The 25,800-nt window shown below is 73.1% G+C and carries 23 protein-coding genes; 13 read left to right on the top strand and 10 right to left on the bottom strand.

Translation table 11 applies throughout. The annotated features are described in order from the left end of the window. Positions 1-56: 56 nt before the first annotated feature. The 3 genes from aat (Q1K26_RS21675) (at position 57) to Q1K26_RS21665 (ending at position 4,257) form a co-directional block, all read left to right on the top strand. Complete coding sequence (gene aat, locus Q1K26_RS21675; protein ID WP_300016059.1) at positions 57-761, top strand: leucyl/phenylalanyl-tRNA--protein transferase; 705 nt, start codon at positions 57-59, stop codon at positions 759-761. Continuing rightward, positions 745-1,518, top strand: coding sequence for a leucyl/phenylalanyl-tRNA--protein transferase (gene aat / locus Q1K26_RS21670; protein ID WP_300016056.1), 774 nt, complete (start codon positions 745-747; stop codon positions 1,516-1,518). Before aat (Q1K26_RS21675) ends, aat (Q1K26_RS21670) begins: the two co-directional genes overlap by 17 nt. Before the next feature lie 183 nt (positions 1,519-1,701). Further along, on the top strand, positions 1,702-4,257 hold the full coding sequence (locus Q1K26_RS21665; RefSeq protein ID WP_300016054.1) for an oligosaccharide flippase family protein: 2,556 nt from the start codon (positions 1,702-1,704) through the stop codon (positions 4,255-4,257). Between the two features lie 28 nt (positions 4,258-4,285). Here the strand turns inward: Q1K26_RS21665 and Q1K26_RS21660 are convergent, their stop codons facing one another. Next, positions 4,286-5,980, bottom strand: a complete 1,695-nt coding sequence (locus Q1K26_RS21660; RefSeq protein WP_300016051.1) for a polysaccharide deacetylase family protein — start codon at positions 5,978-5,980, stop codon at positions 4,286-4,288. A gap of 356 nt (positions 5,981-6,336) precedes the next feature. On the opposite strand from Q1K26_RS21660, the gene Q1K26_RS21655 reads away from it, so the two are divergent. Beyond that, positions 6,337-7,413, top strand: a complete 1,077-nt coding sequence (locus tag Q1K26_RS21655; protein WP_300016048.1) for a GNAT family N-acetyltransferase — start codon at positions 6,337-6,339, stop codon at positions 7,411-7,413. Positions 7,414-7,432: 19 nt separating this feature from the next. Here the strand turns inward: Q1K26_RS21655 and Q1K26_RS21650 are convergent, their stop codons facing one another. The 7 genes from Q1K26_RS21650 to Q1K26_RS21620 all read right to left on the bottom strand — a co-directional run bounded on the left by Q1K26_RS21650 (position 7,433) and on the right by Q1K26_RS21620 (position 14,697). After that, on the bottom strand, positions 7,433-8,488 hold the full coding sequence (locus Q1K26_RS21650; RefSeq protein ID WP_300016045.1) for a glycosyltransferase family 2 protein: 1,056 nt from the start codon (positions 8,486-8,488) through the stop codon (positions 7,433-7,435). Next, positions 8,485-9,063, bottom strand: coding sequence for an acyltransferase (locus tag Q1K26_RS21645; RefSeq protein WP_300016042.1), 579 nt, complete (start codon positions 9,061-9,063; stop codon positions 8,485-8,487). The genes Q1K26_RS21650 and Q1K26_RS21645 overlap by 4 nt, the downstream gene beginning before the upstream one ends. Further along, the gene (locus Q1K26_RS21640; protein ID WP_363320517.1) at positions 9,060-10,169 is read right to left on the bottom strand and encodes a DegT/DnrJ/EryC1/StrS family aminotransferase; all 1,110 of its coding nucleotides are present in this window, start codon (positions 10,167-10,169) and stop codon (positions 9,060-9,062) included. The genes Q1K26_RS21645 and Q1K26_RS21640 overlap by 4 nt, the downstream gene beginning before the upstream one ends. Next, positions 10,166-11,314 carry a DegT/DnrJ/EryC1/StrS family aminotransferase gene (locus Q1K26_RS21635; protein WP_300016039.1) on the bottom strand — a complete coding sequence of 383 codons (1,149 nt, stop codon included), beginning with the start codon at positions 11,312-11,314 and terminating at the stop codon, positions 10,166-10,168. Before Q1K26_RS21635 ends, Q1K26_RS21640 begins: the two co-directional genes overlap by 4 nt. Before the next feature lie 121 nt (positions 11,315-11,435). Then, on the bottom strand, positions 11,436-12,419 hold the full coding sequence (locus Q1K26_RS21630) for an NAD-dependent epimerase/dehydratase family protein (protein WP_300016036.1): 984 nt from the start codon (positions 12,417-12,419) through the stop codon (positions 11,436-11,438). After that, the gene (locus Q1K26_RS21625; RefSeq protein WP_300016033.1) at positions 12,416-13,486 is read right to left on the bottom strand and encodes a Gfo/Idh/MocA family oxidoreductase; all 1,071 of its coding nucleotides are present in this window, start codon (positions 13,484-13,486) and stop codon (positions 12,416-12,418) included. The genes Q1K26_RS21630 and Q1K26_RS21625 overlap by 4 nt, the downstream gene beginning before the upstream one ends. Positions 13,487-14,088: 602 nt before the next feature. After that, positions 14,089-14,697, bottom strand: a complete 609-nt coding sequence (locus Q1K26_RS21620; RefSeq protein ID WP_300016031.1) for a dTDP-4-dehydrorhamnose 3,5-epimerase family protein — start codon at positions 14,695-14,697, stop codon at positions 14,089-14,091. A gap of 96 nt (positions 14,698-14,793) precedes the next feature. Between Q1K26_RS21620 and Q1K26_RS21615 the strand changes: the two genes are divergently transcribed. From Q1K26_RS21615 to Q1K26_RS21595, 5 genes are all read left to right on the top strand, one after another. Then, on the top strand, positions 14,794-15,849 hold the full coding sequence (locus Q1K26_RS21615) for a transferase (RefSeq protein ID WP_300016028.1): 1,056 nt from the start codon (positions 14,794-14,796) through the stop codon (positions 15,847-15,849). A gap of 140 nt (positions 15,850-15,989) precedes the next feature. After that, positions 15,990-17,504 (top strand): sugar transferase, encoded by a 1,515-nt coding sequence (locus tag Q1K26_RS21610; RefSeq protein WP_300016023.1) that lies wholly within the window; start codon positions 15,990-15,992, stop codon positions 17,502-17,504. Positions 17,505-17,666: 162 nt separating this feature from the next. Further along, positions 17,667-17,864 (top strand): PqqD family protein, encoded by a 198-nt coding sequence (locus Q1K26_RS21605; RefSeq protein WP_300016020.1) that lies wholly within the window; start codon positions 17,667-17,669, stop codon positions 17,862-17,864. Between the two features lie 16 nt (positions 17,865-17,880). Further along, on the top strand, positions 17,881-18,309 hold the full coding sequence (locus Q1K26_RS21600) for a lasso peptide biosynthesis B2 protein (RefSeq protein WP_300016017.1): 429 nt from the start codon (positions 17,881-17,883) through the stop codon (positions 18,307-18,309). Then, the gene (locus tag Q1K26_RS21595; protein ID WP_300016014.1) at positions 18,306-19,259 is read left to right on the top strand and encodes a hypothetical protein; all 954 of its coding nucleotides are present in this window, start codon (positions 18,306-18,308) and stop codon (positions 19,257-19,259) included. The genes Q1K26_RS21600 and Q1K26_RS21595 overlap by 4 nt, the downstream gene beginning before the upstream one ends. On the opposite strand, the gene Q1K26_RS21590 is transcribed toward Q1K26_RS21595, so the two are convergent. After that, complete coding sequence (locus Q1K26_RS21590; RefSeq protein WP_300016011.1) at positions 19,250-20,938, bottom strand: ATP-binding cassette domain-containing protein; 1,689 nt, start codon at positions 20,936-20,938, stop codon at positions 19,250-19,252. The two genes, Q1K26_RS21595 and Q1K26_RS21590, sit on opposite strands and share 10 nt — an antisense overlap. 218 nt (positions 20,939-21,156) lie before the next feature. On the opposite strand from Q1K26_RS21590, the gene Q1K26_RS21585 reads away from it, so the two are divergent. From Q1K26_RS21585 to Q1K26_RS21575, 3 genes are all read left to right on the top strand, one after another. Then, complete coding sequence (locus Q1K26_RS21585) at positions 21,157-21,294, top strand: lasso RiPP family leader peptide-containing protein (RefSeq protein WP_300016008.1); 138 nt, start codon at positions 21,157-21,159, stop codon at positions 21,292-21,294. Positions 21,295-21,434: 140 nt separating this feature from the next. Continuing rightward, on the top strand, positions 21,435-21,578 hold the full coding sequence (locus tag Q1K26_RS21580; protein WP_300016005.1) for a lasso RiPP family leader peptide-containing protein: 144 nt from the start codon (positions 21,435-21,437) through the stop codon (positions 21,576-21,578). Positions 21,579-21,650: 72 nt separating this feature from the next. Then, positions 21,651-22,781, top strand: coding sequence for an asparagine synthase C-terminal domain-containing protein (locus Q1K26_RS21575; protein WP_300016002.1), 1,131 nt, complete (start codon positions 21,651-21,653; stop codon positions 22,779-22,781). Positions 22,782-22,788: 7 nt separating this feature from the next. On the opposite strand, the gene Q1K26_RS21570 is transcribed toward Q1K26_RS21575, so the two are convergent. Next, positions 22,789-23,952, bottom strand: a complete 1,164-nt coding sequence (locus Q1K26_RS21570; RefSeq protein ID WP_300015999.1) for a nucleotidyltransferase family protein — start codon at positions 23,950-23,952, stop codon at positions 22,789-22,791. Positions 23,953-24,689: 737 nt separating this feature from the next. Here Q1K26_RS21570 and Q1K26_RS21565 point away from each other — a divergent pair. Continuing rightward, positions 24,690-25,769 (top strand): hypothetical protein, encoded by a 1,080-nt coding sequence (locus Q1K26_RS21565; protein ID WP_300015996.1) that lies wholly within the window; start codon positions 24,690-24,692, stop codon positions 25,767-25,769. The last annotated feature ends 31 nt before the right edge of the window (positions 25,770-25,800 follow it).

Here is a 25,800-nt window from a genome sequence, read left to right as displayed (position 1 = left end):
ACGGGGGATCGATCCCGCTGTGACCGGATCGGGTGACCTCGGTAGGGTTCCCGTCCGTGTCAGCGTTGACCATGGTGAAGGGCGTCCTGCGGCCGCTGCGTGACGGTTCCGCCGCGCTGGTCCGCCCCGTCGCCCGCACCGCCCTCCCCCGGCTGCGACGCCACACCCGGTACTCCACGCCCGAGTACTTCCTGGAGCAGTACCGGGCCGGGCGGTTCCTGTACGTGAACCGGTGGGGTGGCTCGAAGTGGGTCTCCCCGCGGCAGCGGGCGCTGGTACCGATCGACGAGGGGCTGCACATCCCGCGCAGCGTCGCCCGGTTGGTGCGCCGCGGCGACTTCGAGATCCGCTACGACACGGCGTTCGCGGACGTGGTGCGGCACTGCGCCACCGTGCGCGGCCGCGACCGCGTCGACGACTCGTGGCTGAGCCCCGACGCCCAGGAGGTCTACCTGCGGCTCCACGACCTCGGCCACGCCCACAGCGTCGAGGCGTGGCGCGACGGGCGTCTGGTGGGAGGTGAGCTGGGCGTCGTCGTCAACGGCATGTTCGCCTCCGACAGCACCTTCTACCTCGAGCCGAACGCCGGGAAGGTGGCCTTCGCCCACCTGCTGATGCGGCTGCGGTCCCGGGGCTTCCTGCTGTGCGACACCCACGGCGTCTCCGGTGCGACGCGGCCCTTCGCGCCCTACTGGGTACCGCGCGACGAGTACGAGACCCTGCTCGAGAAGGCCCTGGCCCTCGATGTCACCTTCGGCTGATCCGCACCCCCGCTCGCCGCTCGCCGCGCTCCGCCGTCGGGGCGGCGTGCCGTTGACGGTGGCCAGGGGCGTCAAGCGCGGGGCGGTGGCGACGCAGCGCCACGCCGAGGAGCTGGCCGACCCGGTGCTGCGCCCGGTGATCGCCACCGTCGCCCGGCTGCGGGGCGGTCCGACGGCCGAGGAGTTCCTGGACCACCTGCGGGCCGGGCGGCACATCACGTGCCACCGATGGGGTCGGCTGGGCTGGACGGCCCCGCGCCGGCGCGCCGTCATCCCGATCGACGACCGGCGCCACGTCCCGCGGACGCCGGCCCGCCTGCTGCGGCAGGGCCGGTTCGAGGTCACCACCGACAAGGCGTTCGCCGACGTGCTGCACCACTGCGCGACGGTGCAGGGCCGGACGACCTGCGGCCGGCCCTGGCTGGTGCCCCAGGTGCGGGAGGTCTACATGACGCTGCACGAGACCGGCCACGCGCACAGCATCGAGGTGTGGCGCGACGGGGAGCTGGTGGGCGGCGAGCTCGGGGTCGCGATCGGGGGCTTCTACTCCGGTGACAGCGTGTTCTTCCTGGAGAGCAACGCGGGCAAGGTCGCACTGGCGTGGTTGACCGGCCACCTGCAGGAACGCGGCTTCGTGCTCCTCGACACACTCATGGTGACGCCGATGAGCAGGCAGTTCGGTGCGTACCGCGTCCCGCGTGCCGAGTACCGGGCCCGGTTGCGCGAGGCGCTCGCCGCGGACGTCACGTTCTCCTGACCGCGGGGCGCACCGGGCGGGTGATTGGCGCCACCGGGCGAGCCGTCGGGCGCATGCCGGCGTGGGACTCCTGTCAGAATGGGGTCCCGACGCCGGTCCGGGGGATGTCCGGACCCGTTCGGCGGCCGACCGTAAGGACACCTGGTGATCATCGCTGGCCGACCCCCCGAAGGGGTCTGACCCGTGAGGCGACGACGCTTCAGCGCGGAGGCCACCCTCGAGGCGACGAGCAACCCGGACATCGGAGAGCTGTCCACGACGGTCCGCCGCGGCGCCGCCGTCTCCGCGGTCACCCTCGGTCTGGTCCAGATCGTCTCGCTGGTGCAAACGCTCATCCTGGCCCGTCTCCTGAGCCCGGAGGAGATCGGTCTGTTCGCCGCGGGCACCGTGCTGTCCGGCTTCCTCATCGGCTTCTCCGAGGGCGGGCTGCGCGGAGCGTTGATCCAGCGCGAGGACCGCGTGACCGACGCCGCGGACACCGTCTTCTGGGTCACCGCCGCCTCGGGCGCGCTGCTCGCCGTCGCGTCGCTGCTGGTGTCGCCGCTGGTCGGCGACTTCTTCCAGGACGACACGGCGGGCGTCATCGCGGCCGTGTCGTCGGGCACCCTGCTCATGCACGCGCTCACCAACGTGCCCGACGGCCTCATGCAGCGTCGGTTCAACTTCAAGCGGCGCCTCATCATCGAGCCCAGCCGGGTGCTCGCCTATGCCGTCGTCTCCGTCTCGCTGGCCGCCACCGGCTACGGGGTGTGGGCCCTGGTCATCGCCAACTACGCGGGCCTGACGGTCTGGCTGGTCGGCACGTGGTGGCTGGCGAGGTGGCGCCCCGGCGTCGGCAGGCCGACGTACCGGCTCTGGCGCGACATGGCCAGGTTCGCCGCCCCCCTCCTGGCGGAGGGCATGGTCGGGCGCATCCGGACCGGCGCGGAGACCTCGCTGGTCGGCCGGACGCTGCAGGCCGACACGCTCGGGCAGTACCGCTACGGCCAGCGGCTGTCGATGATCCCGGCGCTGGCGATCGTCCAGATCGGGTCCTACGTCCTGTTCCCCGCGTTCTCCCGGGTGGCGGGCGACCCCGAGCGGCTCAAGGCCGCGTTCCTGCGGTCGCTGCAGTGGATCTGGGTGGCGTCGATCCCGATCGCCGGGCTCACCCTGGCCGTCGGCGAGCCCGCCGTGGTGCTGCTGCTCGGCGAGGAGTGGCGGGGCGCCGGGCTGGCGGTCATGGCGATGTCCGGCTACGGCGTCGGGGTCGCGCTGCAGGCCTCGGGCAGCGAGGTGATCAAGGCGAGCGGGCGGTCCAGCCTGCTCAACTGGACCACGGTCACCAGCCTGGTGGTCGGGATCGGCCTGCTCGCCGCGCTGCTCCCGCTCGGCCTGCTCGGCGTCGGCCTGGCCATCTCGATCAGCGAGATCGTGATCGGCGTCGTGCTGCTGGTCCTGGTACGCCGCGTCGTGCCGTTCTCGGCCGGGCGGATGGCCTGGCTGCTCACACCCCCCACGATCGCGGCCGGTGTGGCGATGGTGGCCATCGGCGCGCTGGAGCGGCAGGTGCTCCGCGCCGACACGCACGGGACGTTCCTGGGGATCCTGCTGCTGTTCGTCGAGTCGCTGGCCTACCTGGTCGTCTACCTGCTCGTACTGGGCGTCATCGCCCCGTCGATGCGGCGCGCACTGGTCGCGGCGGTGCGGACCCGGCTGGCCAAGCGGCGCCGGGGAGCCGCCGTCTCCGACGACACCGAGGAGATCACGGACCACCGGTACGACATGGATGCGGCCACCACCTACTTCCGCCTGCCCGGTGACCTCGACGACACCATGCAGTTCTCCGTCGTCCGGCGGCGTGCACCGGCACCCTCGGGCGGCGGTCCGCGCCCCGACGGCGTCCCCGGCCCCGCCTGGACCAACGGGATGCGCCCGCCCCCGCCCGGCGGGATGCCGCCGCGTCCGCCGATCAGGCCCGGCATGCGCCCCCCGCCGGGCGGCCCCCACCGAGGCGGCGGTCCCGCTCCGGGCGACGGGCGAATGCGGCCGCCGCAACCGGGTCGGCCCCAGGTCGGGCCGCCGGGCCCGTACCGCGGCCCCGGGCCGGTGCCCGGTCGCGGACCCGCGCGTCCACCCGGGCAGCTGCCGCCCGGGTTCCCGCCGAACGGACCGGGCCCGGCCCCCGGGGCACCTCCTCACCCGCCCGGTCCGTCGGCACCGTGGCGAGCTCCCCCACCACCCGACCGTGCGTCGCCCGGCCCGCGTCCGCCGAGGCCCGTCCACCGGGCCGACGGAGGGCCGGCGGCCGGGAAGCCGATGCAGCCGGATCCGGCGGACGGCAACCGGCACAACGGCCGCCCCCCGAACGGCCGCCCGTCCTATGGCGCGCCAGGGTACGGGCCGCCCCGCAACACCCAACCGGGTAACGGGCACCTGTTCGACGGGAACCCGGCCGGGCGACGGGAGGCCGACGACGGCCCCGCCGCCGGACCCGCGTCCGGCGAAGCCCGACCGACCGGTCCCGCACCGACCGGCCGCGCACCCGGCGCCCCCCGGCCGCCCACGCCGACGCCGTGGCCACCCCCGCGCCCCGAACGGCCCAGCCCGCGCCCCCGGGCGAACGGGAACGGCGACGACGAACACCGTTCCGTCGACGAGCCGACGGCGGCGACGGGTCAGGCTGCGAGTTCCCGGGGGCCGGACCGCGACGGGGACCAGCAGGCCGACCCGACGCCGTCTCCCCGCAGCCGGGGGTGACGGGGGCAGTCCGACGAGGGTCGGGAGATCAGAACCACTCCTCCCACCGGTCGAACGCTCCGGCGAGGGCTGCGCGGAAGATGCGGTCGTCGTCGAACTTGGTCACGAACGTGCGCGGCACCGTACCGTCGGGACTGCGCTCCACCGACTGGGCGTACACCGTGCGGTATCCCGCCTCCTCGGCCGCGGCATGGGCGGCGGGTGTCCAGTTGCCGGACTGCCCGAACGGGATGGCGAACTCGGGCGTGTCGAGGCCGAGGTTCGTCCGCAGGGCGGCGCGGGACTGCTCCAGCTCGTCGACGATCTGACCGCCCGACAGCAGCCGGAAGTTCGGGTGGGTCACCGAGTGGCTGGCGATGGTGACCCCGCGCTCGGCGAGGCCGGAGATCTCGCGCCAGTCGAGGAAGTCGTCGTGGCCCTTGCGGCCCTCGGCGAACCCGCTGACCACGAACGCGGTCCACGGGATGCCGAGCCCGCGCAGCAGCGGCTCGACCGTGGTGAGGATGCTGCGGAACCCGTCGTCGAACGTGAGGGCCAGGCGCAGGTCCTCGCCGGGGGAGGGCAGGGGGTCGGCGGCGAGCTCGGCGGCAGGCACGAACCGGTAGCCGGCGTCCAGGGCCTGCTCGAGCTGGCGTTCGAGGCGTCGCAGGGAGACGTCGTTGACTCCCATCGAGGGCATGCCGACGGTGTGGTAGCACAGGATCCGGCTCGTGGGCGCGGTCCGGCGACCGGTACGGGCGATGACGGTCCGCTCACCGAACGCGCGGGCCTGCGCGGCCCGGTCGCGTGCGGCGTCCCGGCGCCACCGGGAGGAGTGGCGGGCCCGCTCGACGTAGGAGGTGACCCGACCGGTGGGCCGGGGTTCCACGTCGGGTCGGACGCCGACCGCGAACGCTCCCCATCCCAGGTGCTCGAGGCGGGCACGGAAGCCGAGGCGCTCCAGCATCGGGACGGCCTCGTCGTAGTGGTCCTGGATCTCGATCTTGATGCAGGTGACGTCGCGGGTCCAGTCGCCGTGCCGCAGCAGCTCGTACCAGGCGCTCTCGATGTTGACCAGCAGGTAGTCGACCGGCGGGCCGCCGGTGAACTCACGGAGCAGCCGGCCGGCGTCGACCGCGGTGATCGTCTCGGCGTCGTCCGCTCCGCCGGGGCCGACCTCGGCGAGGTCCAGGCCCCACGCGTCCTGGGTCCAGGTGACCGCGAGCTCGGCGTCGCAGTGCCAGACCGCGGTCTCGACGATCGTGGCGCGGTCGCCGAGATCGGCCACGTTGCGCCGGGCCAGCGTTGCGTTGTCCGGGTCGGGCTCGACACCGAGGAGGCGGGCGCTGGGGTAGCGCACGGCGAGGTCGGCGAGGGGCAGCCCGATGTTGGCGCCGAACACGGCGATCCGGGCGAGCGGCCCGTCGATCTCGGGCGGGGGGAGGTGCAGGCCCTCGTCGAAGACCAGCTCGAAGGCCTTCAGATCGCGCGAGCGGGGCCGCAGGGCGACGGTCGCGTCGTCGAGGTCGGACACCCGGACCTGGACGGCCGACCCCGCGCCGGGTCGCTCGAGCTCGGGGCGCACGAGCGACTGCCCGCCCAGGAGGGCGACCCGCAGCTTGCCGGCGCGGCCGCCGGCCCGGCCGACCGCCCGGCCGCGGTTGCGGACCTCGTGGATGCCCCGCATCAGCGGGGCGGGGAGCAGCCGCCCCGCGCCACGTCGCAGCAGCCTGAGGGCGTTCATCGTTCTCCCTACTCCACGGCGACCGTGGCACCGGCACTCGCCGCAGCGTATCCGGGCGCACCGGGGGCCCCGGGTGCCGGCCCGCGCCCGCCACGGTGGGTGCCGGTGTCAGGGAGCCGAGGAACTCGCCGAGGTCCCCGGTCACGCTGCGTAGGTGATTCACACCGCGTCGGCGCCGGTCCGCGCGAGGCGTGCTGGTCGCGGGCGGCTCCCGGCTGTTCGGAAGAGAGGTGCCGCAGCCGTGTTAACGACGTCCCGAGGGTTCGCGATACGGGGGAGTGCAGTCGGTCGTATATGAGAAGTCGCCCAAGCCCCCCGTCGCGAGGAGTCTGCCGTCCCGTCCTGTGCGGACGGGGGTGTGGCACACCACGGTCGAAGCCCCGGACGCGGTCGCGGCCGAGTGGGCCGCGCTGGCCGACCGGAGCGCGGCCGACCCGTTCGCACATCCCGACTGGTGGCTGCCCTGGGGGGCCTCGTTCGCGGAGGAGCGGTTGGCCGTGGTGACCGTGCGCGACGGCGCGGTGCTGCGGGCGCTGGCCCCGGTGCTCGTCGACGGCGACACGGTGCGCCTCGCCCAGAACGACCACGTGCCGTGGGTGGGGGTGCTCGCGGACGACGCGGCAGCGGCGGACGTGCTCGTCGCGGGACTGCTCGGAATGCGGCAGCCCGCGCTGCGGGTGGGGCCGACGGCCCTCGACGGCCCGCTCGCCTCGGCCGTCCGGCGCGCGGCCGCGCAGGCGCGCTGCCGCACGCTGGAGCGGCCCGTGCGGTACTCGCCCTACGCCGAGCCCTCCCGGGCCGCCGACATCAGCGAACTGCTCGACACGGGCTTCCGCAGGGACCTGCGCCGCCGCAGGCGCCGCCTGGAGGAACAGGGACGGGTGGAGGTCACCGTGCACCGGGGCGGGGCCGACCTCGCCGAGCGGCTGGACGAGGCGTTCGCCGTCGAGCTGCGCCAGTGGAAGGGTGCCGAGCGGACCGCGATCGCCAGCCGGCCCGAGACGCTGGCCTTCTACACGGACGTGGCCGAGGCGGCGTCCCGGCGCGGAGACCTGGAGCTGACCGTGCTCCGGCTGGACGGGCGCGCGATCTCGTTCACGCTGGTCCTGCGGCACCACAAAGCCCTCTACGGCCTCAAGACCGCCTACGACCCGGAGTACGCGCGCTTCTCCCCGGGGCAGCTGCTGCAGCGGGAGGTCTTCGCCGACGCCCAGCGCCGCGGGATCGACCGCTACGAGTTCCTCGGGCAGGCCGACCCGTACAAGCTGCGGTGGACCTCCGGCCGCCACGAGCTGGGAACGGTGGTCGTCTACGCGCGCACGTCGGCGGGCACCGCGGCCTACGTGACCCACCGCTACCTCCGCCCGGCGGCGGCACGCGTGCGCGACCGGCTGGCGGCGGCCCGCTCCCGGATCACGCGCCCCACCCGCTGAGGCGGCCCGCCGGATCCGCTCAGACCCCTTCGAGCCGGAGCCGGCGGTCCCGCCACGCCTGCCGCACCCGCCGCCCCGCCGCGGTCACGACCAGCGGGCTCAGCGCGGGCGCGAACCGCGGGCCCAGCGCCTGGCGCACCCGCAGCGACCGCCACTGGGGGAGCGTGGTGACGTCGTCGACGACCTCGGTGGCGAACGCCACGAGCTGGGCGTTGATCCGCTCGTCGACCCGGCCCTTGTCGTAGGAACGCCCGGCGAGCACCAGGGCCTCCTTGGCGAGGGTGCGCCGCATCCGGCGCTCCAGGTCGGCCGCGTCGGGGAGCGTGTCCCGGCCGTGGTCGACGGCGCTGAGCAGGGCGGCGAGACGCTGGGGCAGCGCGCGCACGCCCGCGTCCTCGCGTTCGAAGGGAGCCGACATGTTGGAGCCGTGGACCCGGATGTAGCCCTGGTCGACCCCGCCGACGAACCCGATGTCGGCGACGAGGGCGAACCGCATCCACATCTCGAAGTCGCTGGTGTGGTAGGTCTCCGGGTTGTAGCCGCCGACCGCGCGCTGTACCGCCGTGCGGAACACCGCGGTCGGGGTGGACACGACGTTGTCGGCGTGCACGAGCCGCCTGCGCAGCCAGGTGTGGCCCTCGTGCACGGCCCAGTTCGGGTCCGCCGCGATGTCGGCCGGTGGCAGCGGCTCGTCGTCGTGGAAGGTCTTGACGTTGCCGTAGACCAGGCCGACCGAGGGGTGGGCCTCCATTAGCGCGGTGGCCCGCGCCAGCGCGCCCGGGGTCAGCGCGTCGTCGGCGGAGATGAGCAGGCCGTACGCGGCCTCCGGCCACTCGACGGCGCCCTCGGTGAACGTGGCGATGTGCCCGCGGTTCTGCTCGTGGACCCGCACCGTGACGCGGTCGTCCTCGGCGGCGAGGCGGTGGGCGACGTCGGCACTCCCGTCGCCCGAGGAGTCGTCGATCACCAGGACGCGGACGTCGACGCCCTCCTGGTCCAGGATGCTGCGCACCGCGGTGGGCAGCATCTTCCCGTACTTGTAGCAGGGGACCGCGACGTCGACCGCGGGACTCATGCGGGGCTCCGGGGGCTGAGGAGGGTGCCGGTGGGGTCGAGCACGTACTGGTCTCCGCACGCGGGGCAGGCGAGCGTGTCGCCGAGGCGCTCACCGCAGCGGCAGACCCATCCCTTGTGCACGGCCGGGTTGCCGGCCACGAACGAGTATGCCGCGACGTCGCGGGTGACCACCGACCCGGCCCCCGCGAACGCGTACTCGCCGATCTCGGTACCGCACACGACGACCGTGCCGGCGCCGAGCGAGGCGCCCCGACGCACCGTGGTGGGCACGAGGTCCTCCGGGGCGACGCGGGCGGCCGCGCGGGGGCGCAGGTCGTTGGTGAACAGCACGTTGGGGCCGAGGAACACCTCGTCCTCGCAGGTGACGCCGCGGAACACCAGCGTGCCGTTCTTGACCGTCACGCGGTCGCCGAGCACGGCGCCGTCCTCGACGAACGCGCAGTCGCAGATGTTGCAGTCGCGCCCGACGCGGGCGCCGGGCAGCACGTGCGCGAACGCCCACACGCGGGTGCCCTCTCCGACGTCGGTGCTCTCGCACAGCCCCTGCGGGTGCACCCGCACCCCGGAGCTCACGCCTGGACCGCCCCGGCCAGCACCTCGACCACGCGTTCCTGCTGCGCGGGGGTGATCTCCGCGAACAGGGGGAGCGACAGGATCTCCCCGGCCATCGCCTCGGCCACCGGGAAGGACCCCGGCCCCAGGCCCAGCCCGGCGAACGCGCCGGTCAGGTGCACGGGGGTGGGGTAGTGGATGCCCGCGCCGATGCCCGCGGCGTTCAGTGCGGCCAGCACGCGGTCGCGCTCGGCGACCCGCACGACGTAGAGGTGCCACACCGGCTCGTTGCCAGGTGCCACCACGGGGAGTCGGACGCCGTCGACGCCGGCCAGCAGCGCGGCGTACCGGTCGGCGGCCGCCCGGCGGGCGGCGTTCCAGCCCGCGAGGCGGCGCAGCTTGGCCGAGAGCACCACGGCCTGGATCGCGTCGAGTCGGCTGTTGAAACCCAGCGTGGAGTGCTCGTACTTGCGGGGCGAGCCGTGCGCCGACAGCAGCCGCACGGCCGTGGCCAACTCCTCGTCCGACGTGACGACGGCGCCCGCGTCGCCGTACGCGCCCAGGTTCTTGCCCGGGTAGAAGCTGGTGGCCGCGATCCGGCCCAGCGAACCCGCGGGCTTCCCGTGCCGCAGCGCGCCCTGGCTCTGCGCCGCGTCCTCGACGATCGCCACCGAGTCCGGGAGGTGCTCGGCGAGCAGCTCCACCTCGGCGGCCTGACCGTAGAGGTGCACCGGCAGCACGGCCTTCGTGCGGTCGGTGACGGCCTTGCCCGCGGCGACGGGGTCGATCAGGGCCGTGTCGTCGACGCAGTCCACCAGCACGGTGGTGGCCCCCGTGCGGGCGACGGCCTCGGCCGTGGCGATGAACGTGTTGGCCGGCACGATGCACTCGTCGCCGGGCCCTGTGCCCAGCGCGCGCAACGCCAGCTCGATCGCGTCGGTGCCGTTGCCGACCCCGACGCAGTGCGCGGTGCCGACGAACTCGGCGTACGCGGCCTCGAACGCGGCGACGGCGGGTCCGCCGACGAACGCGGTGCGCGACAGGATGTCGGCCCAGCCTGCGGCGACCTCGTCGGCCACCTGCGCGTGCTGGGCGGCGAGGTCCACCAGGGGGATGTTCGTGGTCACGATGCTCCGGTGGCGGGGGTGAGGAGCAGCGCGGCGGCGAGGGCGTCGACGACGCGCTGCTGGTCGGCATCGGTCAGTTCGTGGTGCACGGGCAGGATCAGCGTGCGGGTGGTGAGGTGCTCGGTGACGGGCAGCGGCGCGTGCGGGTGCCCGGCGTAGGCGGGCTCGCGGTGCGCGGCCATGATCCCGCGCCGCGCGGAGACGCCTGCGGCGGCCAGCCCGGCCAGCACGTCGACCACGGCGGGGGCGCCGTCGGGCAGCTCCACCCAGAACGACTGGTGGTTGCTGGCGCCGAACTCCGGGTCCTCCACCGGCCGCACGCCCAGCGGGGCGAGCAGCTCGCGGTAGCGGGCCACCAGCTCGCGGCGCCGCGCCACCATGCCGGGCAGCCGGCCCAGCTGGACCAGGCCCATCGCGGCCTGCAGGTCGGTCATGCGGTAGTTGAACGCGGTCTCCGCGTACTCCTCGAGCACGACCTTCCCGCTCGCGTGTCGGTCTGCGGCCGAGACGGACATGCCGTGCTCGCGCAGCCTGCGCAGCCGCGCGGCCCACTCGGCGTCGTCGGTGGTGATCATCCCGCCCTCACCGGTGGTGAGCAGCTTGCGGGGATGGAACGACCAGGCGGCCAGCAGTGCACCCTCGCCCACCGGCCGGCCGCGCAGCTGCGAGCCCGCGGCGCAGGCGGCGTCCTCGATCACCGGGATGTCGCCGCATACCGCACGCAGCGCGTCGACGTCGCAGGGCTGCCCGCCCTGGTGCACGGCCATCACGGCCTTCGTACGCGGCGTCAGCGCGGCGGCCACCGCCGCGGGGTCGAGGTTGCCCGAGGAGCGGAGTACGTCGGCGAACACCGGCGTCGCACCGCAGTAGCGCACGGCGTTGGCGGTGGCGATGAACGAGAACGAGGGCACCACGACCTCGTCGCCGGGCCCGACCCCGAGCAGGACCAGGCTCAGGTGCAGCCCGGTGGTGCAGGAGGACACGGCCACGCCGTGCGCGGCGCCGACCGACGCGGCGAACGCCTTCTCGAACTCGGCGACCCGCGGACCCTGGGCCACCCAGCCCGAGCGGACGACCTCGGCGACCGCGGCCGCCTCCTCCTCGCCCAGCAGCGGGCGCATGACGGGGATCACGGGCCGCGTCACGGGCGCACCGCTGCCTGGTGGGGGGCCGGACAGCGGGTGAGATCGACGTGGTGGGGGTTGTGGCGCCCGGAAACCCCGATGGCGTCGATCTCACCTGTGGTCCGGCCGGGTGCGGGACCGCTCATGCCGGCGTCACCGCGTTCTCGGCGGCCCACCAGGCCACCAGGTCGCGTAGGCCGTCGCGCATCGCGATCTCCGGGCGCCAGCCCAGGTCGCGCTCGGCGGCGGAGATGTCGGCGAGGCGGCGAGTGACGCCGTTGACCGCGCGGGCCGGTCCGAACTCGGGCTCCAGGTCGGAGTCCATGGCGGCCAGCAGGTCGCGGGCGAGCCCCACCAGGCTGGTCTCCTGCGCGCTGGCGATGTTGTAGACCGTGTCGGTGACGTCGGCGCGGGCGGCGAGCAGGTTGGCGCGGGCGATGTCGTGGACGTGCACGAAGTCCATGGTCTGCAGCCCGTCGCCGAAGATCAGCGGGGGCTCGCCGCGGGCGATGCGCTCCATCCAGCGGATCAGCACCTCGGTGTAGACGCCGTGGGTGTCCATGCGCGGGCCATAGACGTTGAAGTAGCGCAGCGCGACGTAGTCCAGGCCGTTCATCGCGTGGAAGCTGCGCAGCATGCCCTCGTTGAACGCCTTCGCGGCGCCGTAGAACGTGTCGTTGTTGTACGGGTGGTGGCGCTCGGTGGTGGGGAAGGACTCGGCGAGCCCGTACACCGACGCCGACGACGACGCGACGATCTTCTTCACGCCGGCGGCCACGGCGGCCTCGATCACCGTGAACGTGCCGTCCACCAGCGACTCCAGCGCCAGCCGCGGCTGCTCGGCGCACTGGGTGATGCGCAGTGCGGCGAGGTGGAACACCACGTCGATCCCGGCGCTGAGCTCGGCCATCAGGGCGGGGTCGTTGACGTCGCCCTCGACGATGCGCAGCGTGCCGCCCGCGGCGGCGTCGGCCAGGTTCTCGCGGCGCCCGCGCGCGAAGTTGTCGACGACGACGATCTCGGCCGCACCGGCCGCCACGAGCTGGTCGACCACGGCCGACCCGATCGTGCCCGCGCCCCCGGTCACGAGCATCCGCCCGCCGGTCAGCTCCTGTGCGGCACTCATCGGTTCTCCTCCCGCTCGACCCCACGAATGGGTACGAGTGTGCCCTGCTTGCCCAGGCTCTCCGACGCCGCCTCCAGCGTGGCGAGCACGCGCAGACCCGACCAGCCGTCGGTCAGCGGCGCGCGTCCCTCGGTGATCGAGGCGGCGAACTCGGCCATCACCCCGCGCAGCGCCTCGCGGTCCTGCAGGGCGGGCGCCACCATGTCGCCGGTGCGGTAGGACACGATCGTCGCGGCGCGGCCCTCGGCGTCGAGCCGGTCCGCGCCCATGCGCTCCACGCCGCGGTCGTAGACCGACAGGCGCTGGGTGGGGCTCAGGTCGTCCCAGACCACCATCCGCGCCGAGCCGCCCACCATGATCGTGCGGACCTTGGTGGGGGAGAGCCAGTTCACATGTACGTGCGCCAGGCTGCCGTTGGACAGGTACACGGTGAGGTGCGCGACGCAGGCGTGGCCCGCGCCGACCGGGTCGGCGCCGTGCGCGGCCACCGACACCATCGTGACGTCGTCCGGGAGGATCGCGTCCATGATCGACAGGTCGTGCGGGGCGAGGTCCCACAGCACGTCCACGTCGGGTTGCACGAGACCCAGGTTGATGCGCACCGAGTCCAGGTACTGCAGGTCACCGATCTCACCGCCGCGCACCATCGTGCGCAGGTGCTGCACGGTCGGGGTGTAGCAGAAGGTGTGGTCGAGCATGAGGACGCGGCCGTGGCGCTCGGCGGTCAGCACCAGCTCGCGGCCCTCCTCGAACGTGGGGGCCAGCGGCTTCTCCACGAGCACGTGCTTGCCCGCCTGAAGCGCCGCCATCGCGACCCCGTAGTGGGTGGCGGCCGGGGTGGCGATCGCGACGGCGTCGACGGCCGGGTCGTCGAGGACCTGGGCCAGCGAGGCGGTGGTGGCGACGGTGGAGTAGTCGCCGATCACCCTCCTCGCCCGCGACTCGTCGAGGTCACAGAGGTACTGGAGGCGGAAGCCCGGGGTGGCCTGGGCGTTGCGGACCAGGTTCGGTCCCCAGTAGCCGGCGCCGATCACAGCGATGCCCAGGGGTTGGGATGGGGTGGTCACGATGTTCCTTCCTACGCCAAGCCGCCGCGTGACCACGCACTGGGGCTGACGATGCGCAACCGCGAACTGGTGCGGGCCGGAACCCGACCTCCCGCCGCTGTGCGAGGTCGGGTTCCGGGTGTTCAGCGACACCGACGAGGACGGCATCCTGCTGTTCTGTTCGCCGTCGTCGGCGCCACCGACCGGCGCTTCGTCGACATCGGTGCGTCGTCGCCGTGGGGGCGCAGCACCGCGAACCTCATCCGGCACCACGGCTGGACCGGGTTGCTCGTCGAGGGTGACCCGCGCACGGTCGCCGCCACGGCGCGCGCCTACGCCCGGGATCCCGACCTGCGTTACCCGCCCACGGTCGTGCACTCGTTCGTCACCGCGGAGAACGTGAACGACCTGCTGCGCGGGCACGGGATGACCGGCGAGATCGACCTGCTCTCGATCGACATCGACGGCATGGACTACTGGGTGTGGGAGTCGGTCGACGCGGTGGACCCGCGGGTCGTGGTGATCGGGTTCCAGGACATCCTCGGGCCCGACCGCGCCGTGACCGTGCCGTACTCGCCGGACTTCCCCCGCTCCCAGCACGCGGTCGACGCGCGGTCCAACGACTACGTCGGCGCGTCCCTGGCCGCGATGGTGAAGCTGGGGCGGCGCAGGGGCTGGGTGGAGGTCGGCGCGGATCGTTCCGCCAGCTCTGCCCATGACCGCGCCTCGAGGTCCCGCCTGCTGATGGCCTCGACGGGCAGCGGCCACCTGATGCCGAGGTCGGGGTCGTCGTAGCGGACCGACAGGTCCTCAGCGGGATCGTGCTCGCGGTCGATCCGATAGCACACGTCACTCTGGTCGGTGAGGGCCTGGAATCCGTGCAGGATCCCGGGTGGGACGTAGAGGTGGGCGAACGTGATGTCGTCCAGTGTCACCGACATCTGCTGGCCGAACGACGGCGATCCGGGCCGTGCGTCGACGAGCACGTCGTGCACGGCTCCACGAGCGCAACGCACGAGCTTCGACTCACCCCGGCCCCCCCTCCCGTGCAGGCCGCGCACGGTGCCCCGGCGAGACCGGGACTGGCTGTCCTGCAGGAACAGCTCCGGCCGTAGGCCGTGGGCCCGTGCCACGCCGACGTCGAAGGTCCGGGTGAAGAACCCCCGGTCGTCGTGGAACGGGGTGGGGAGAAACAGCAGCACCCCCGGGAGCGACATCTCGCGTGCCTGCATGCCGGAGTAGTCGGTCCACCGAGGGGAATCGTTATGCGCGCCGTCACCTGTCGCTTCTGCCGTTCGGACGCCGGCGATCTGGTGTTGGACCTCGGGATGCAGCCCGCCTGCGAGTACTTCCCGCCGCTGGACGACCCGGTGACCGATCCGGTGTTCCCGCTTCGGTTGTGGCTGTGCGCGGCGTGCGGTCTGGCGCAGCTCGCCGACGATGCCGAGATCCCTGACGAGCCCGAGGGGCTGGAGCCTGCGGCGCTCGCCAGGCAGCGGGCCGACGCCGTCGCGACCGCGCACGCCGCGGGTCTGCTGCCCGTGGGCGCCACGGTGGCGGAGGGCGCCACGCCGCACGGCGGCTCCTGGCAGGCGGAGCTGGAGAGTCTCGGGCTGCGGTTCGTCGCGGACGACACCGTGGCCGACGTGGTCGTCGACGGGACGTTCGGGATGATGCACGCGACGGACCAGGCGGCGGCCCTCGACCGGCTGGTCGACCGGCTGGCGCCCGACGGTGTGCTCCTGTTCCAGTTCCACTCGCTCGCGGCGATCCTGCGGGAGGAGCAGTGGAACGCCGTCCGGCTGGGCCACTACGCGTACTACTCCCTGCCGGCGCTGCTGGGCATGCTCGAGGTGCGCGGTCTGGGCGTCACCAGCGCATGGTCGTTCCCGCTCTACGGCGGCACGGTGATGATCGCGGCGCGGAGAGGGGCGGTGGCGGACACGTCCGTCGCCAGGATCGTCGATGACGAGCTGGCATCCGGGGTGCTCGACGCCCGGGCACTGCAGAAGCTCCAGGAAGGTGTGGACACGTCGACCGCAGCGTTGCGACAGCTCGCCGAGGATGCGAGCGGGGCCGGCCAGCGTGTGTACGCCTACAGCGCCGCGTCCCGAGCGGTCGCGCTGCTCTATCTCGCGGACCTGCACGACGACCTGCTGCTCGGAGTTGCGGATGCGGCGCCGGCCAAGCATGGCTGCCGCATGCCCGGAACCACTGTCCCCATCATCTCTCCGTCCGACCTGATCGCCGCGGGACCGGACGTAGTCCTGATGTTCGTCACCGACCTGCTGCCCGAGGTGCGCCGCGCGCTTCCCGAGATCGAGGCATGCGGCGGGCGCTGGATGGACGCGGGTTCCGGGGCGGTTGCGACGGCCACGACGTGATCGGACGCGTCGCCCTGTAACGAGCACCCGGGGTCGGTACGAGTGTGTACCTCGACGGGTCAGCGGGGTGACCTCACCAGAGCGGTCGCGCGGCGCGGGGCGGCGGGCGGCGGTGGTTGTGGAACTGGAACGAGGGATTCATGACGTCTCATCTCGGGCTCGGCAAGGCCGCGTCGCGCACCCCGGTCCCCGATGGGGGGCGCGGCCCGTCCGCCGCGCGGGGTGTTGACCGCGCGGAGCCGTTGACCGTCCGCGATCGATGGCAGACCCGCTACACCGTCGCAACCATCGCGAACGACGTCGTCGCCGTGCTGGTCTCGGTCCTGCTCGGCTACCGGCTCGGGTTGGGGAGTGTGATCCCGCAGTTCGGTGACGTGGCTCCCGGTGTCGGGGTGCTGGCGGGCGCCCTCATCCTGTTCGGCCTGGTCATCGGCCGGGCCTGGGACCCCCATGTGCTCGGTCAGGGCTCCGAGGAGTTCAGCCGGGTGATCCGCGCCGTCGTCACCGCCGCCGTGGTGCTGGGCCTGCTCAGCCTCGCGTTCGAGGCGACTGCTGCCCGTCCCTGGGTGTTCGGCCTGATGCCGCTGGCGGGGGCGCTCGCGGTCGCCGGGCGCTTCGTCCTGCGGTCGCGGCTGCACCGCATGCGCGCCAGGGGCCGCTGCGCGCTGCCGGTGCTCGCGGTCGGCACCGTCGATTCGGTGACCGACCTGATCGACCGGACCAGGCGCGACACCAAGCGCGGGTGGGTGATCTCCGGGATCTGCACGCCGACGGGGGTGGCGGACGCGGGCGGGGCGGATATTCTCGGCGTCCCCGTCCTGGGCGACCTCGACTCGGTCGCCGAGACGGCCCGCCGCGGCGGGCACCGGGTCGTGGCGGTCTGCCCCACCCCGGGATGGACGTCGCGGCGGCTGCACCAGCTGGCCTGGAGCATCGAGGATCTGACCGCGGAGCTCGTCGTCGACCCGGGACTGATGGACGTGGCCGGCCCGCGCCTGCACGTAGACCCCGTCGACGGCCTCCCGCTGCTGCGGCTCACCCGGCCGACGTTCACCGGAGTGCCCTGGGTCGCCAAACACATCATGGACCGGCTCGGGTCGGCGCTACTTCTCCTGCTCGCCGCACCGCTGGTGCTGGCCATCGCGATCGCGGTCAAGCTCGACGGCGGGCCGGTGTTCTTCCGGCAGACGCGCGTCGGCCGGCACGGCCGCGAGTTCTCGATGCTGAAGTTCCGCTCGATGATCGTCGATGCCGAGCAGCAGCTCTCCGACCTCGTCACCCACGACGAGGGCGCCGGACCGCTGTTCAAGATGAGGCGGGACCCGCGGATCACGCGCGTCGGTGCATTGCTGCGCCGGTTCTCCCTCGACGAGCTGCCGCAGCTGGTCAACGTGCTGGGCGGGTCGATGTCGCTGGTCGGGCCGCGGCCGCCGCTGCCGCGGGAGGTCGCGACCTACGGTCGGGAGGCGAGCCGCCGGCTCCTGGTCAAGCCGGGCCTGACCGGGCTGTGGCAGATCAGCGGGCGCAGCGATCTGTCCTGGGAGCAGTCCGTCCGGCTGGACCTGCGGTACGTGGAGAACTGGAACCTGGCGCTCGACGCACTGATCCTCTGGCGGACCTTCGGTGCTGTCGTGTCGTCCCGTGGCGCCTATTGACGGACCCCGGCGGAATCGCCCGTAACGCCCGAGGGGTGCGCCACGAGAACCATTCCACGGCCCTCCATCGCGCCGTTCGACCGCCCTTCTCGACATTCGGAAGGTCCCATGCGCCTGCGATCCTCGGAAATCTCGACCCGAGTCCTCGGTGACGAGACGATCGTGCTCCATCTGCCGACGTCGAAATACCTGACGATCAACGGGGTCGGCTCCCGGTTGTTCGAACTGCTGGCCGAGGAGCGATCGGTCGACGAGCTGGTCTCGACCATCGTCGCGGAGTACGAGGTCGACGCCGGGGCGGCGCGCCGCGACATCGACGGCTTCCTCACCGGCATGCGCACCGCGCAGCTCCTCCAGTGACGACGGGCGGCGTGGGGTGAGGGCCGCCACGGTGCTCGTCGGTTCCGTGGAGGTGCTGCGGGCCCTCACGGCGATGGTCGTGATCGAGGTCCGGCTGCGCACCGGGGATCTCCCGACGACATGCGGCCGCCTGGGCGTGCGGCTGGACCTCGCCAGCGGCGAGCCGGCAGGCGAGCCCGCCGTGCTGCCCCGGTGGTCGCGGCCCGCGGTCCGCGTCTCGCACGCCGTCGTCGCGGTGTGGCCCGGGGGCAGCTGCCTGCGCCGTTGCCTGCTCGTGGGTCATCGGCTGCGGACGCTGGATCCCGTGCTCCGCATCGGTGTCCGGCGCGACGGCGCGCGCTTCGCCGCGCACTCCTGGCTCGAGATCGACGGCAAGAGCCTCGACCCCACGGCCACCGACTTCCCCGTGCTGGCCGCGCCCGGTGCGCACCCGGATCCGTCATGACCCGTCACTACCGTGCCCACGGGCTGGCGATCCGGAGCGACCTGGAGCTCCCCCTGCCGCCCGACCCCGCGCCCGGCGGGGCGCTGGACCTCCAGCTGCGACGGGGTGGGGACCGCGCGGTCCCGGCGCGACGGCCGCCGGGGGAGGCACTGGCGCAGCTCGACGACGGCGCGGGAGCGACCTTCTACAGCTTCGCGCGCGACGCGGCGAGTACGACGCTGCGCTTCCCGGGACTCTGCGAGTTCGTGGGGGAGCGGTGTTTCACCGACGTCACGGTGCACCTGCACCCCGGCGTCGACGCCGGGATCCTGCCGGTGCTCGCGGCGGGCACCGTGCTCGCCGTGCACCTGAAGCTGCGCGGCGAGCTCGTGCTGCACGCCAGTGCCGTGGAGGTCGACGGCCGGGCCGTCGCGTTCGTCGGCGCATCGGGCATGGGCAAGTCCACGCTGGCCGCCCTGATGTGCACGGCCGGAGCCCAGCTGATGACCGATGACGTGCTGCGGGTCGCGGGGCTGGACGACGCCGCCCCGCGGGCCTACCCGGGCAGCACGGAGAGCCGGCTGCGGGAGGGAGCGCGCAGCCTTGCCGACGACGCGACATGGGCCGCGGCGGGTCCCACGGCGGACGGCCGGCTCGCCGTCCGGGCGCGGTCGCACCTGACTGAGCCGCTGCCGCTGGCCGCCTGCGTGATCCCGCTGCGATCCCCTTCGGTCGAGGAGGTCTCGGTCCAGCGCTACCCACCCGCCGTCGCGCTCCGCGTGCTGCTCCGTTTCCCCCGGATACGGGCCTGGACGGAGCCGATCACCACCGAGCGCGAGTTCCACGCGCTCGGTGACCTCGTCGAGCGGGTGCCGGTCTTCGGCGCGGCGATGCCCCCCGGGCCACCGTTCGGGCCGCACGTCGTCCCCGCGCTACTCGAGGGCGTGGTCGCGCAGGCGCTTCAGCGGTAGGTCGAGGACTGCAGGGTGTAGAGCTCCGCGTACTGGCCGCCGCGCGCCATCAGCTCCTCGTGGGTACCCGACTCGACCACCCGCCCGGAGTCGAGCACGTAGATGCGATCGGCCAGCCGGGTGCTGGAGAACCGGTGCGAGATGAGCAGCGCGGCCCGCCCGTCCAGGACCGCGCGCACGTCGGAGAACAACTCGTACTCCGCCCTCGGGTCCAGGGCGGCGGAGGGCTCGTCGAGCACCACGAGCGGGGTGTCGCGGTACAGCGCACGGGCCAGCGCCAGCCGCTGCCACTGTCCCCCCGACAGGTCGACTCCCTCGTCGAGGTCGCGCCCGAGCATCGTGTCCAGCCCGTTCGGGAGCCCGTCGGACGTCCCGAGCACCCCGGTGCGGTGGGCGGCGGACAGCGCGGCGGTGTCGTCGACGGGCCGCTGGTCGTCGCTCAGGGTGATGTTGTCGCGCACCGTCATCTGGTACCGGACGAAGTCCTGGAAGATCACGCTGACCGATGCACGGACGTCAGCCGGCGGCGTGCCTGCCTCACCGTCCCAGATCAGTTGTCCCTCGTGCGGCTCGTAGAGCCCGGCGACGATCTTCGCGAGCGTGGTCTTCCCGGAGCCGTTCTCCCCGACCAGCGCGACCACCTCGCCCGCATCGATCCGCAGGTCCACCGCGTGCAGTGCCGGCCGGTCCCGCTCCGGGTAGGTGAAGCCCACCCCGCGCAGCTCGACGGTGTGGGTCAGGGGCCGCCGTTGCCCCGCAGGCGGCGCCGCCCGGCCGTCGGTGACGAACCGGTCGAGGTCGGCGAGGAACGGGGCGGACTCGACCAGCCCGGCGAGCGCGGTGAACACGCCGCTGAGCTGACCGGAGAGCAGCCGTACCGCGATGGCGGCCGCACCGGCCTCGGCCAGGTCCAGCCGCCCCACACGGACCAGCTCCACGATGGCGAGCAGGGCTGCCGCCAGCGCGGCGGCCACCCCCAGGGTGGTGAGCACCGCGATCAGCTGGCGGCGCCGGACCTGGTCCCGGACTGCCGCGTTGACCTCGCCGTTGAGGACGTCGTGGCGGCGGCGCAGCGATCGTCCGGCGTCGAAGGCGCGCAGTTCGGCGGCGTAGGGCCGCGTGGTCAGCAGCTGCCGGAGATACGTCCGGCGCCGCGCCGTCGCCGTCAGGCGGGTGGCGAGGTCGAACTCCGTGCGGCTCGCCCACCGCGCCAGCAGCACCGCGGGCAGCCCGGCCGCGAGCAGTAGAGGGACCAGGAGCGGCTCGAACCCGACGAGGACAGCGGAGAGCGTGACCACCCCGAGCAACCCGCCGCTGAGCCCGAACAGCGCGGTGGTCACGGCGAACGGCCGGGTGAGGGCGTTCTGCAGCACGCGCTCCAGGGTCGTCGCGAAGCCGGCCGACTCGTAGTCGACCAGGTCGGCGCGCGCGGTGCGGTCGATGACCCGGTCCCAGACGCGCTGGGAGACGCGCTCCCCGAGCATGCGCTGCTGCTGGGCCTGCAACGGGCCGATGGCACCGGAGAGCGCCGTCATCAGAGCCAGCGCGAGCAGCGCGGGCGCAAGACCGAGTGCGGCCCGCTCCGGGGTGAGGATCGCGTCGAAGGTGAGCTTGGCCGTGGCCACGACGCCCAGCACCGCGACGGCGCCGATGATCTGGAGCGCGCCCGCGGAGATCATTCCCGAACGGTCGGCGCGCGCTACCTCGCGCGCCGCGGACACGATGAGTCGCGGCGCCGTCCTTGTGACGCGGCCGACCGAACCAGTACGCACGTCCGGACTCTAGCGGTGGGTATCGGTTCGGTGCGAAACCCGTAACGAGGTCGCTGCTCCTGACGACCGTCCGGAGGAACGGGCGCTGCGCCTCGTTCATCGCTGACCACGAGAGGGGGTGAGAGATGAAGAAGGAATACACACCCCCGACTGTCGAGGACCTCGGCTCGTTGCGTGAGTTGACCCTGGCTGGGACCGATGGGGACCGGCTCGACATGACGTTCAACGCCGGCACGAGCCGCGGGGATCTCACGTTCTCGTAGGAGTGGTTCGGGTGTCACCGGGATCGGGCCGATCCCGGTGGCCTCCGCCGATCGGATCGGTGGAAGGGGCTGTTCGGCGGTCCGCCAACTGCTAGAGTTGTCGCAGGTCGGGGACACCTTGAACGGAACAGGAGTCCACCATGCGCGAGCAGTACCAACCACCGCAGATCACCGAACTCGGATCGGTCGCCGAGCTCACCCAGGTCGACGCGTTCGCCCCGGGATCGGACTTCACGCTCATCGGGATCGACCTCAGCGGTCCGCTCGGGCCGGCCTTCTCCTGACCGATGTTCCCGGGCCGGCGGCGCGCGCCGCCGGCCCGGGCCGAGACCGAGGGACCCGTGCCGGTGTATCGGATGGATCCACTGGAGATCGCCGGCGGGTGGGTCTTCGGTTACGACCCGCTGCCACTGCCACCGGGCCCGCATCCCCACCCCCGCGAGGCGCTCGACCGGGTGCTGCGGCGGTGCCTGCTCCGGACGCCGTGCGTGATCGCGTTCTCCGGCGGCCGGGACTCGTCGGCTCTGCTGGCCGCCGCGGTCACCGTCGCCCGCCGCGAGGGTCTTCCGCTCCCGGTCGCGATCACCATGTCCTATCCGGACGTCGCCGACGCCGACGAGACCGAGTGGCAGCGACAGGTGCTCGACCACCTGGGCGTCGTCGACCGCGTCGTGATCAGTGTGCGCGACGAGCACGACCCGCTGGGTCCGATCGCCGCCCCGTTGCTGCGCAGCCACGGCGTCATGTGGCCGCCGAACTTCGCCCCGATACGTCACCTGATGGACAGCGCACGCGGGGGGGCGCTGCTGACCGGGGAGGGCGGTGACGAGATCTTCGGGATCAAGCGGATCACGCCGCTGACCAAGCTGGTGCGGTCCCGCGGGCGCGGGGACCGCAGGCTGTACCCGATGGCCGTGCGGGCGCTCGCACCGCGCCGGGTGCGACGCCGGGAGGTGGGTGGGGTCTACCGGCCGCCGTGGCTGCGCGAAGCCGTGCAGGAACAGCTGGTCCGGATGCACGCCGAGGATCTCGCCGAGACCGCCCTGCACTCCGGGCACCACGCCTGGCAGCTGGCCGTCCGCACCGGCACGCGGCGCGGTTACGAGACGCTGCAAGTGCTCGGAGCGGAGGTCGACGTCGAGCACGTGCAGCCCTTCCACGACCCGGGCTTCGTCGCCGCGTACGCGGCCGTCTCCGGTTTCTGGGGTTGGCCCGGCCGTACCTCGGCGATGCGTCACCTCTTCGACGACGTGCTGCCCCGCGCGGTGCTCGAACGGCAGACCAAGGCGTTGTTCAACAACGCCGTGTTCACCGAGCGGACCCGCGGCTTCGCCCGCGAGTGGGACGGCAGCGGCGTCGATGCGGACCTGGTCGACCCGGACGCGCTGCGCGAGCACTGGCTCTCGCCCGTGCCGCACGGGCCCTCGATGCTGCTGTTGCAGCAGGCGTGGCTCGCGGCCGACGCGGGCGCGTCGATCCCGGGGTGAGTAGCCGCTACCGCGCCCGGCCGCGGCGCGCCTCGCCGATCGCGAACCGGAACCGAGCCAGCGGCGACGCGTGCCGCCCCTGCGTGTATGCGGCGTCCGGCAGGACGAGCGCCCGGGCGTACGCGGCCTTGTCCCGCCACCGCGGGATGGTCCGCAGGGTCGACAGGGCCTGCGCGGTGAAGGTCTTGTCGGGGTGGGTGTGCAGCGCGAGCTGCGCCACCTCCCGGCGGGTGGGCGCGTACCGGCGGGCCCACGACGACAGGTCGGTGTCCTGTTCGAGGCCGAGCAGGCGCCACGCGTCGGAGACGGCCGAGGCGACCACCGCATCGATCCCCCACCGTGCGGCGATCGCGCGGAGCGCCGCGGCGTCCGGCTCGAGCGCGACAGCCATCTGGGCCACGTCGCGCAGGGAGAGCAGCCGCAGCGGCCAGTCTCCCAGCGCGGCGTGGTAGCAGGCGTGCACGAACCGGTTGTGGCGCGAGAGGGCCCGCAGCGGACGACCACCGACGACGAACTCCTCGCCCCCGTCCCACAGACCCTCGATGTCGACGAGCACGCCCCAGGGACCGAGTACGAACGTGCGGTGGAGGTCGAGGCCGTACCCGGTGGGGTGTCGCAGTGTCACCCCCTTGTCGAATCGGCGGTCGAAGCCGGTACGTGGCTCGGCAAGGGTTCGCCGGAACCCGGCGCCCATGAGCGTGGCCACCGCGCTGTCGATGGCATCGGGACGCACGGCGATGTCCAGGTCGGTGAACGGGCGCAGTACGGGATCCGAGTAGTCCAGGTTCGCGACGGCTGACCCCTTGAGCACGAGGATCTCGATCCCGGCGGCCGCGAGCAGGGCCGCCACGTCCAGCAGTTCGCTCTCCAGAGCCAGCGCCCTCAGCATCGACGTTCGGTGCGCCTGGTTGGCGGCTCTGGCCTGGGGCGGGGTCACGACCAGGAGCTCCTCGTCGATCACCTTCTGCAGAAAGCCGGTCATCCGGTGCGAGAGCGCGCCCGCCAGCATCCCGTTCCACTCCGTTGTTCCCAGCGGCGCCGACGGGAACGGCCTGCCGGCGCCCGGTAGGCCGTTCGCCGCGACGGCGAGTAGAGCCGGCGGGTAGTGCTCCTCGCCGCAGATCGCCCTGCTGGTTCCAGAGGCCGATCCGCCCTGTTGCTGAGTCGTCACGAGACTCGCGCCCTCCCCGTCGGCCGGCTCTACGTCGATCGTTCGATGGGGCACGACACATCGTTACAGGGCGAGACAGATCGGCTCCGGGTAACGGGACGACCGCATGGGACGACCCACACCGCGAAGATGCCCAGGACCGGGCGGGAACGGCTGTGCGGCACTCGCTGACGTGGTTCGTCGTCGGGTCACAGATCAGCAGGGGGACATGGAATGGCGGGTGGCCGATGCCGTACCCGGCGGTCGGGGTGGCTACACGTGCGCGGCCCGGAGGGCGCCGGATGACGAACGATCAGGTCATCAACCTGTCCGCTGTCGGCCACCAGCTACGTCGGCGATGGCGGCTGCTGGTGGCGCTCGCGATCGTCGGGGCACTCCTCGGCCTGATCATCGCCCTGATCGTTCCGCCGCGGTTCTCCGGTGTCACCAGGGTCTTGATCCAAGGTGTCTCCGAGCCGGAGGCGGTCGTGGCGGAGACACAGATCGCAACCAGCCTCATCGTGATGGACCGGGCGGCTGCGCAGCTCGACAGGGGGACAGGTGGTGCCTACCTCCGGAACTCGGTCGCGGTGAGAGTGGCCGACGGCTACGTGCTCGAGATCCAGGCGACGGGCCCGACGCCCGCCGCGGCCGCGCAGGCCTCCACCGCTGTCACCGAGCAGTACATCAGGTTCTCCGGCGAGATCGCGGCCGACGCTGCGGGTCAGGTGAACCTGCTCCTCGGGCAGCTCCGGGGGGTGCTCGACGTGCAGGCCGTCGACGTCGGCGACCGGATCGCCCTCCTGCAGGCCGCTGATGCGGCCACTGGCGCAGCTCCGGGTGAGGAGCTCGGACGCCTGCAGACGCAGCTCGCCGAGTTGACGGACGGGGTGGAGGCCGTCGACGCGATCCTGAACGAAACCGGGACCGGGGCCAGGGAGGGCCTCAGCGTGATCGAGCCTGCCGTGGAGTCCACCGACCCCATCGCCCCCACCCCGGTGCACCTCGTCGGTGGCGGGGCCGTGTCGATGGTCGGACTCGGCGCGCTGTTCACCGTTCTTGCCCGTCGACGGGACGACCGGCTGGAACGCAACACGGACATGGCGGCAGCGCTCGGTGCCCCGGTCGTCGGCAACGTCGCGATCGCGCGCGGACAAGGCTCCGATGACGCGGCCGAGCGGGCAGCACGCCGACGATGGACCCGGCTGCGACATCTCCTCCGCGAAGATCCGCGTTGGGACCCGGGCTCAAGTACGACCGGTATGCACGGGATTTCGACTGACGAGGGATACAGGCGGCTCGTCGAGCGGCTGGGTGCAGGGGTCGACCCCACCGTCCCCCCGTTGGTGGTCGTCCCCGCCGACGACACGGTCGGCCGGCTCGCGGTGGGTGGACTGGCGCGTGCGGCCGCTGCGACCGGCAGATCCGTGTCGGTGCTGACCGACAGCCCCGTGTTGCAGGCCGTCATCGATGCCGCGATCGGTGGAGCTTCCCAACACGCCACCGACGGGGAGCCGCCCGGGCAGGCTCACGGAGGTGTCCTGGCTGGGGGTATCGCGCCGATCCTGATCGCTGAAGTGGTTCCCGCGCGACCGATCGTGCCCCGGTGCGGACCGACGACCGGTGCCGTGGTGGTGGCCGGATCGGCGACGAGGACCGGATGGGAGCTGGTCGCCCTGGGCCAGGCCTGCGACATGTCCGGCCATCCCGTGATCGGTGTGATCGTCGCCTCGCCGGACTCGAACAGGTCGGACGACGCTCCGCCGCCGACGGCGGTCGTGCCGCCGGCGGTGCGGGGACAGCTGAACGGTGTCGCCGCACCGGGAGGGACGCCGTGAGGCCGGATCAGCCGCTGATCGACCTGCACGG

This window comes from Pseudonocardia sp., from assembly GCF_029263155.1.
Classification (GTDB): Bacteria; Actinomycetota; Actinomycetes; order Mycobacteriales; family Pseudonocardiaceae; genus Pseudonocardia.
The sequence above is the reverse complement of the archived record's forward strand: the minus strand, read 5'-3'. Positions and strand labels throughout refer to the sequence as shown.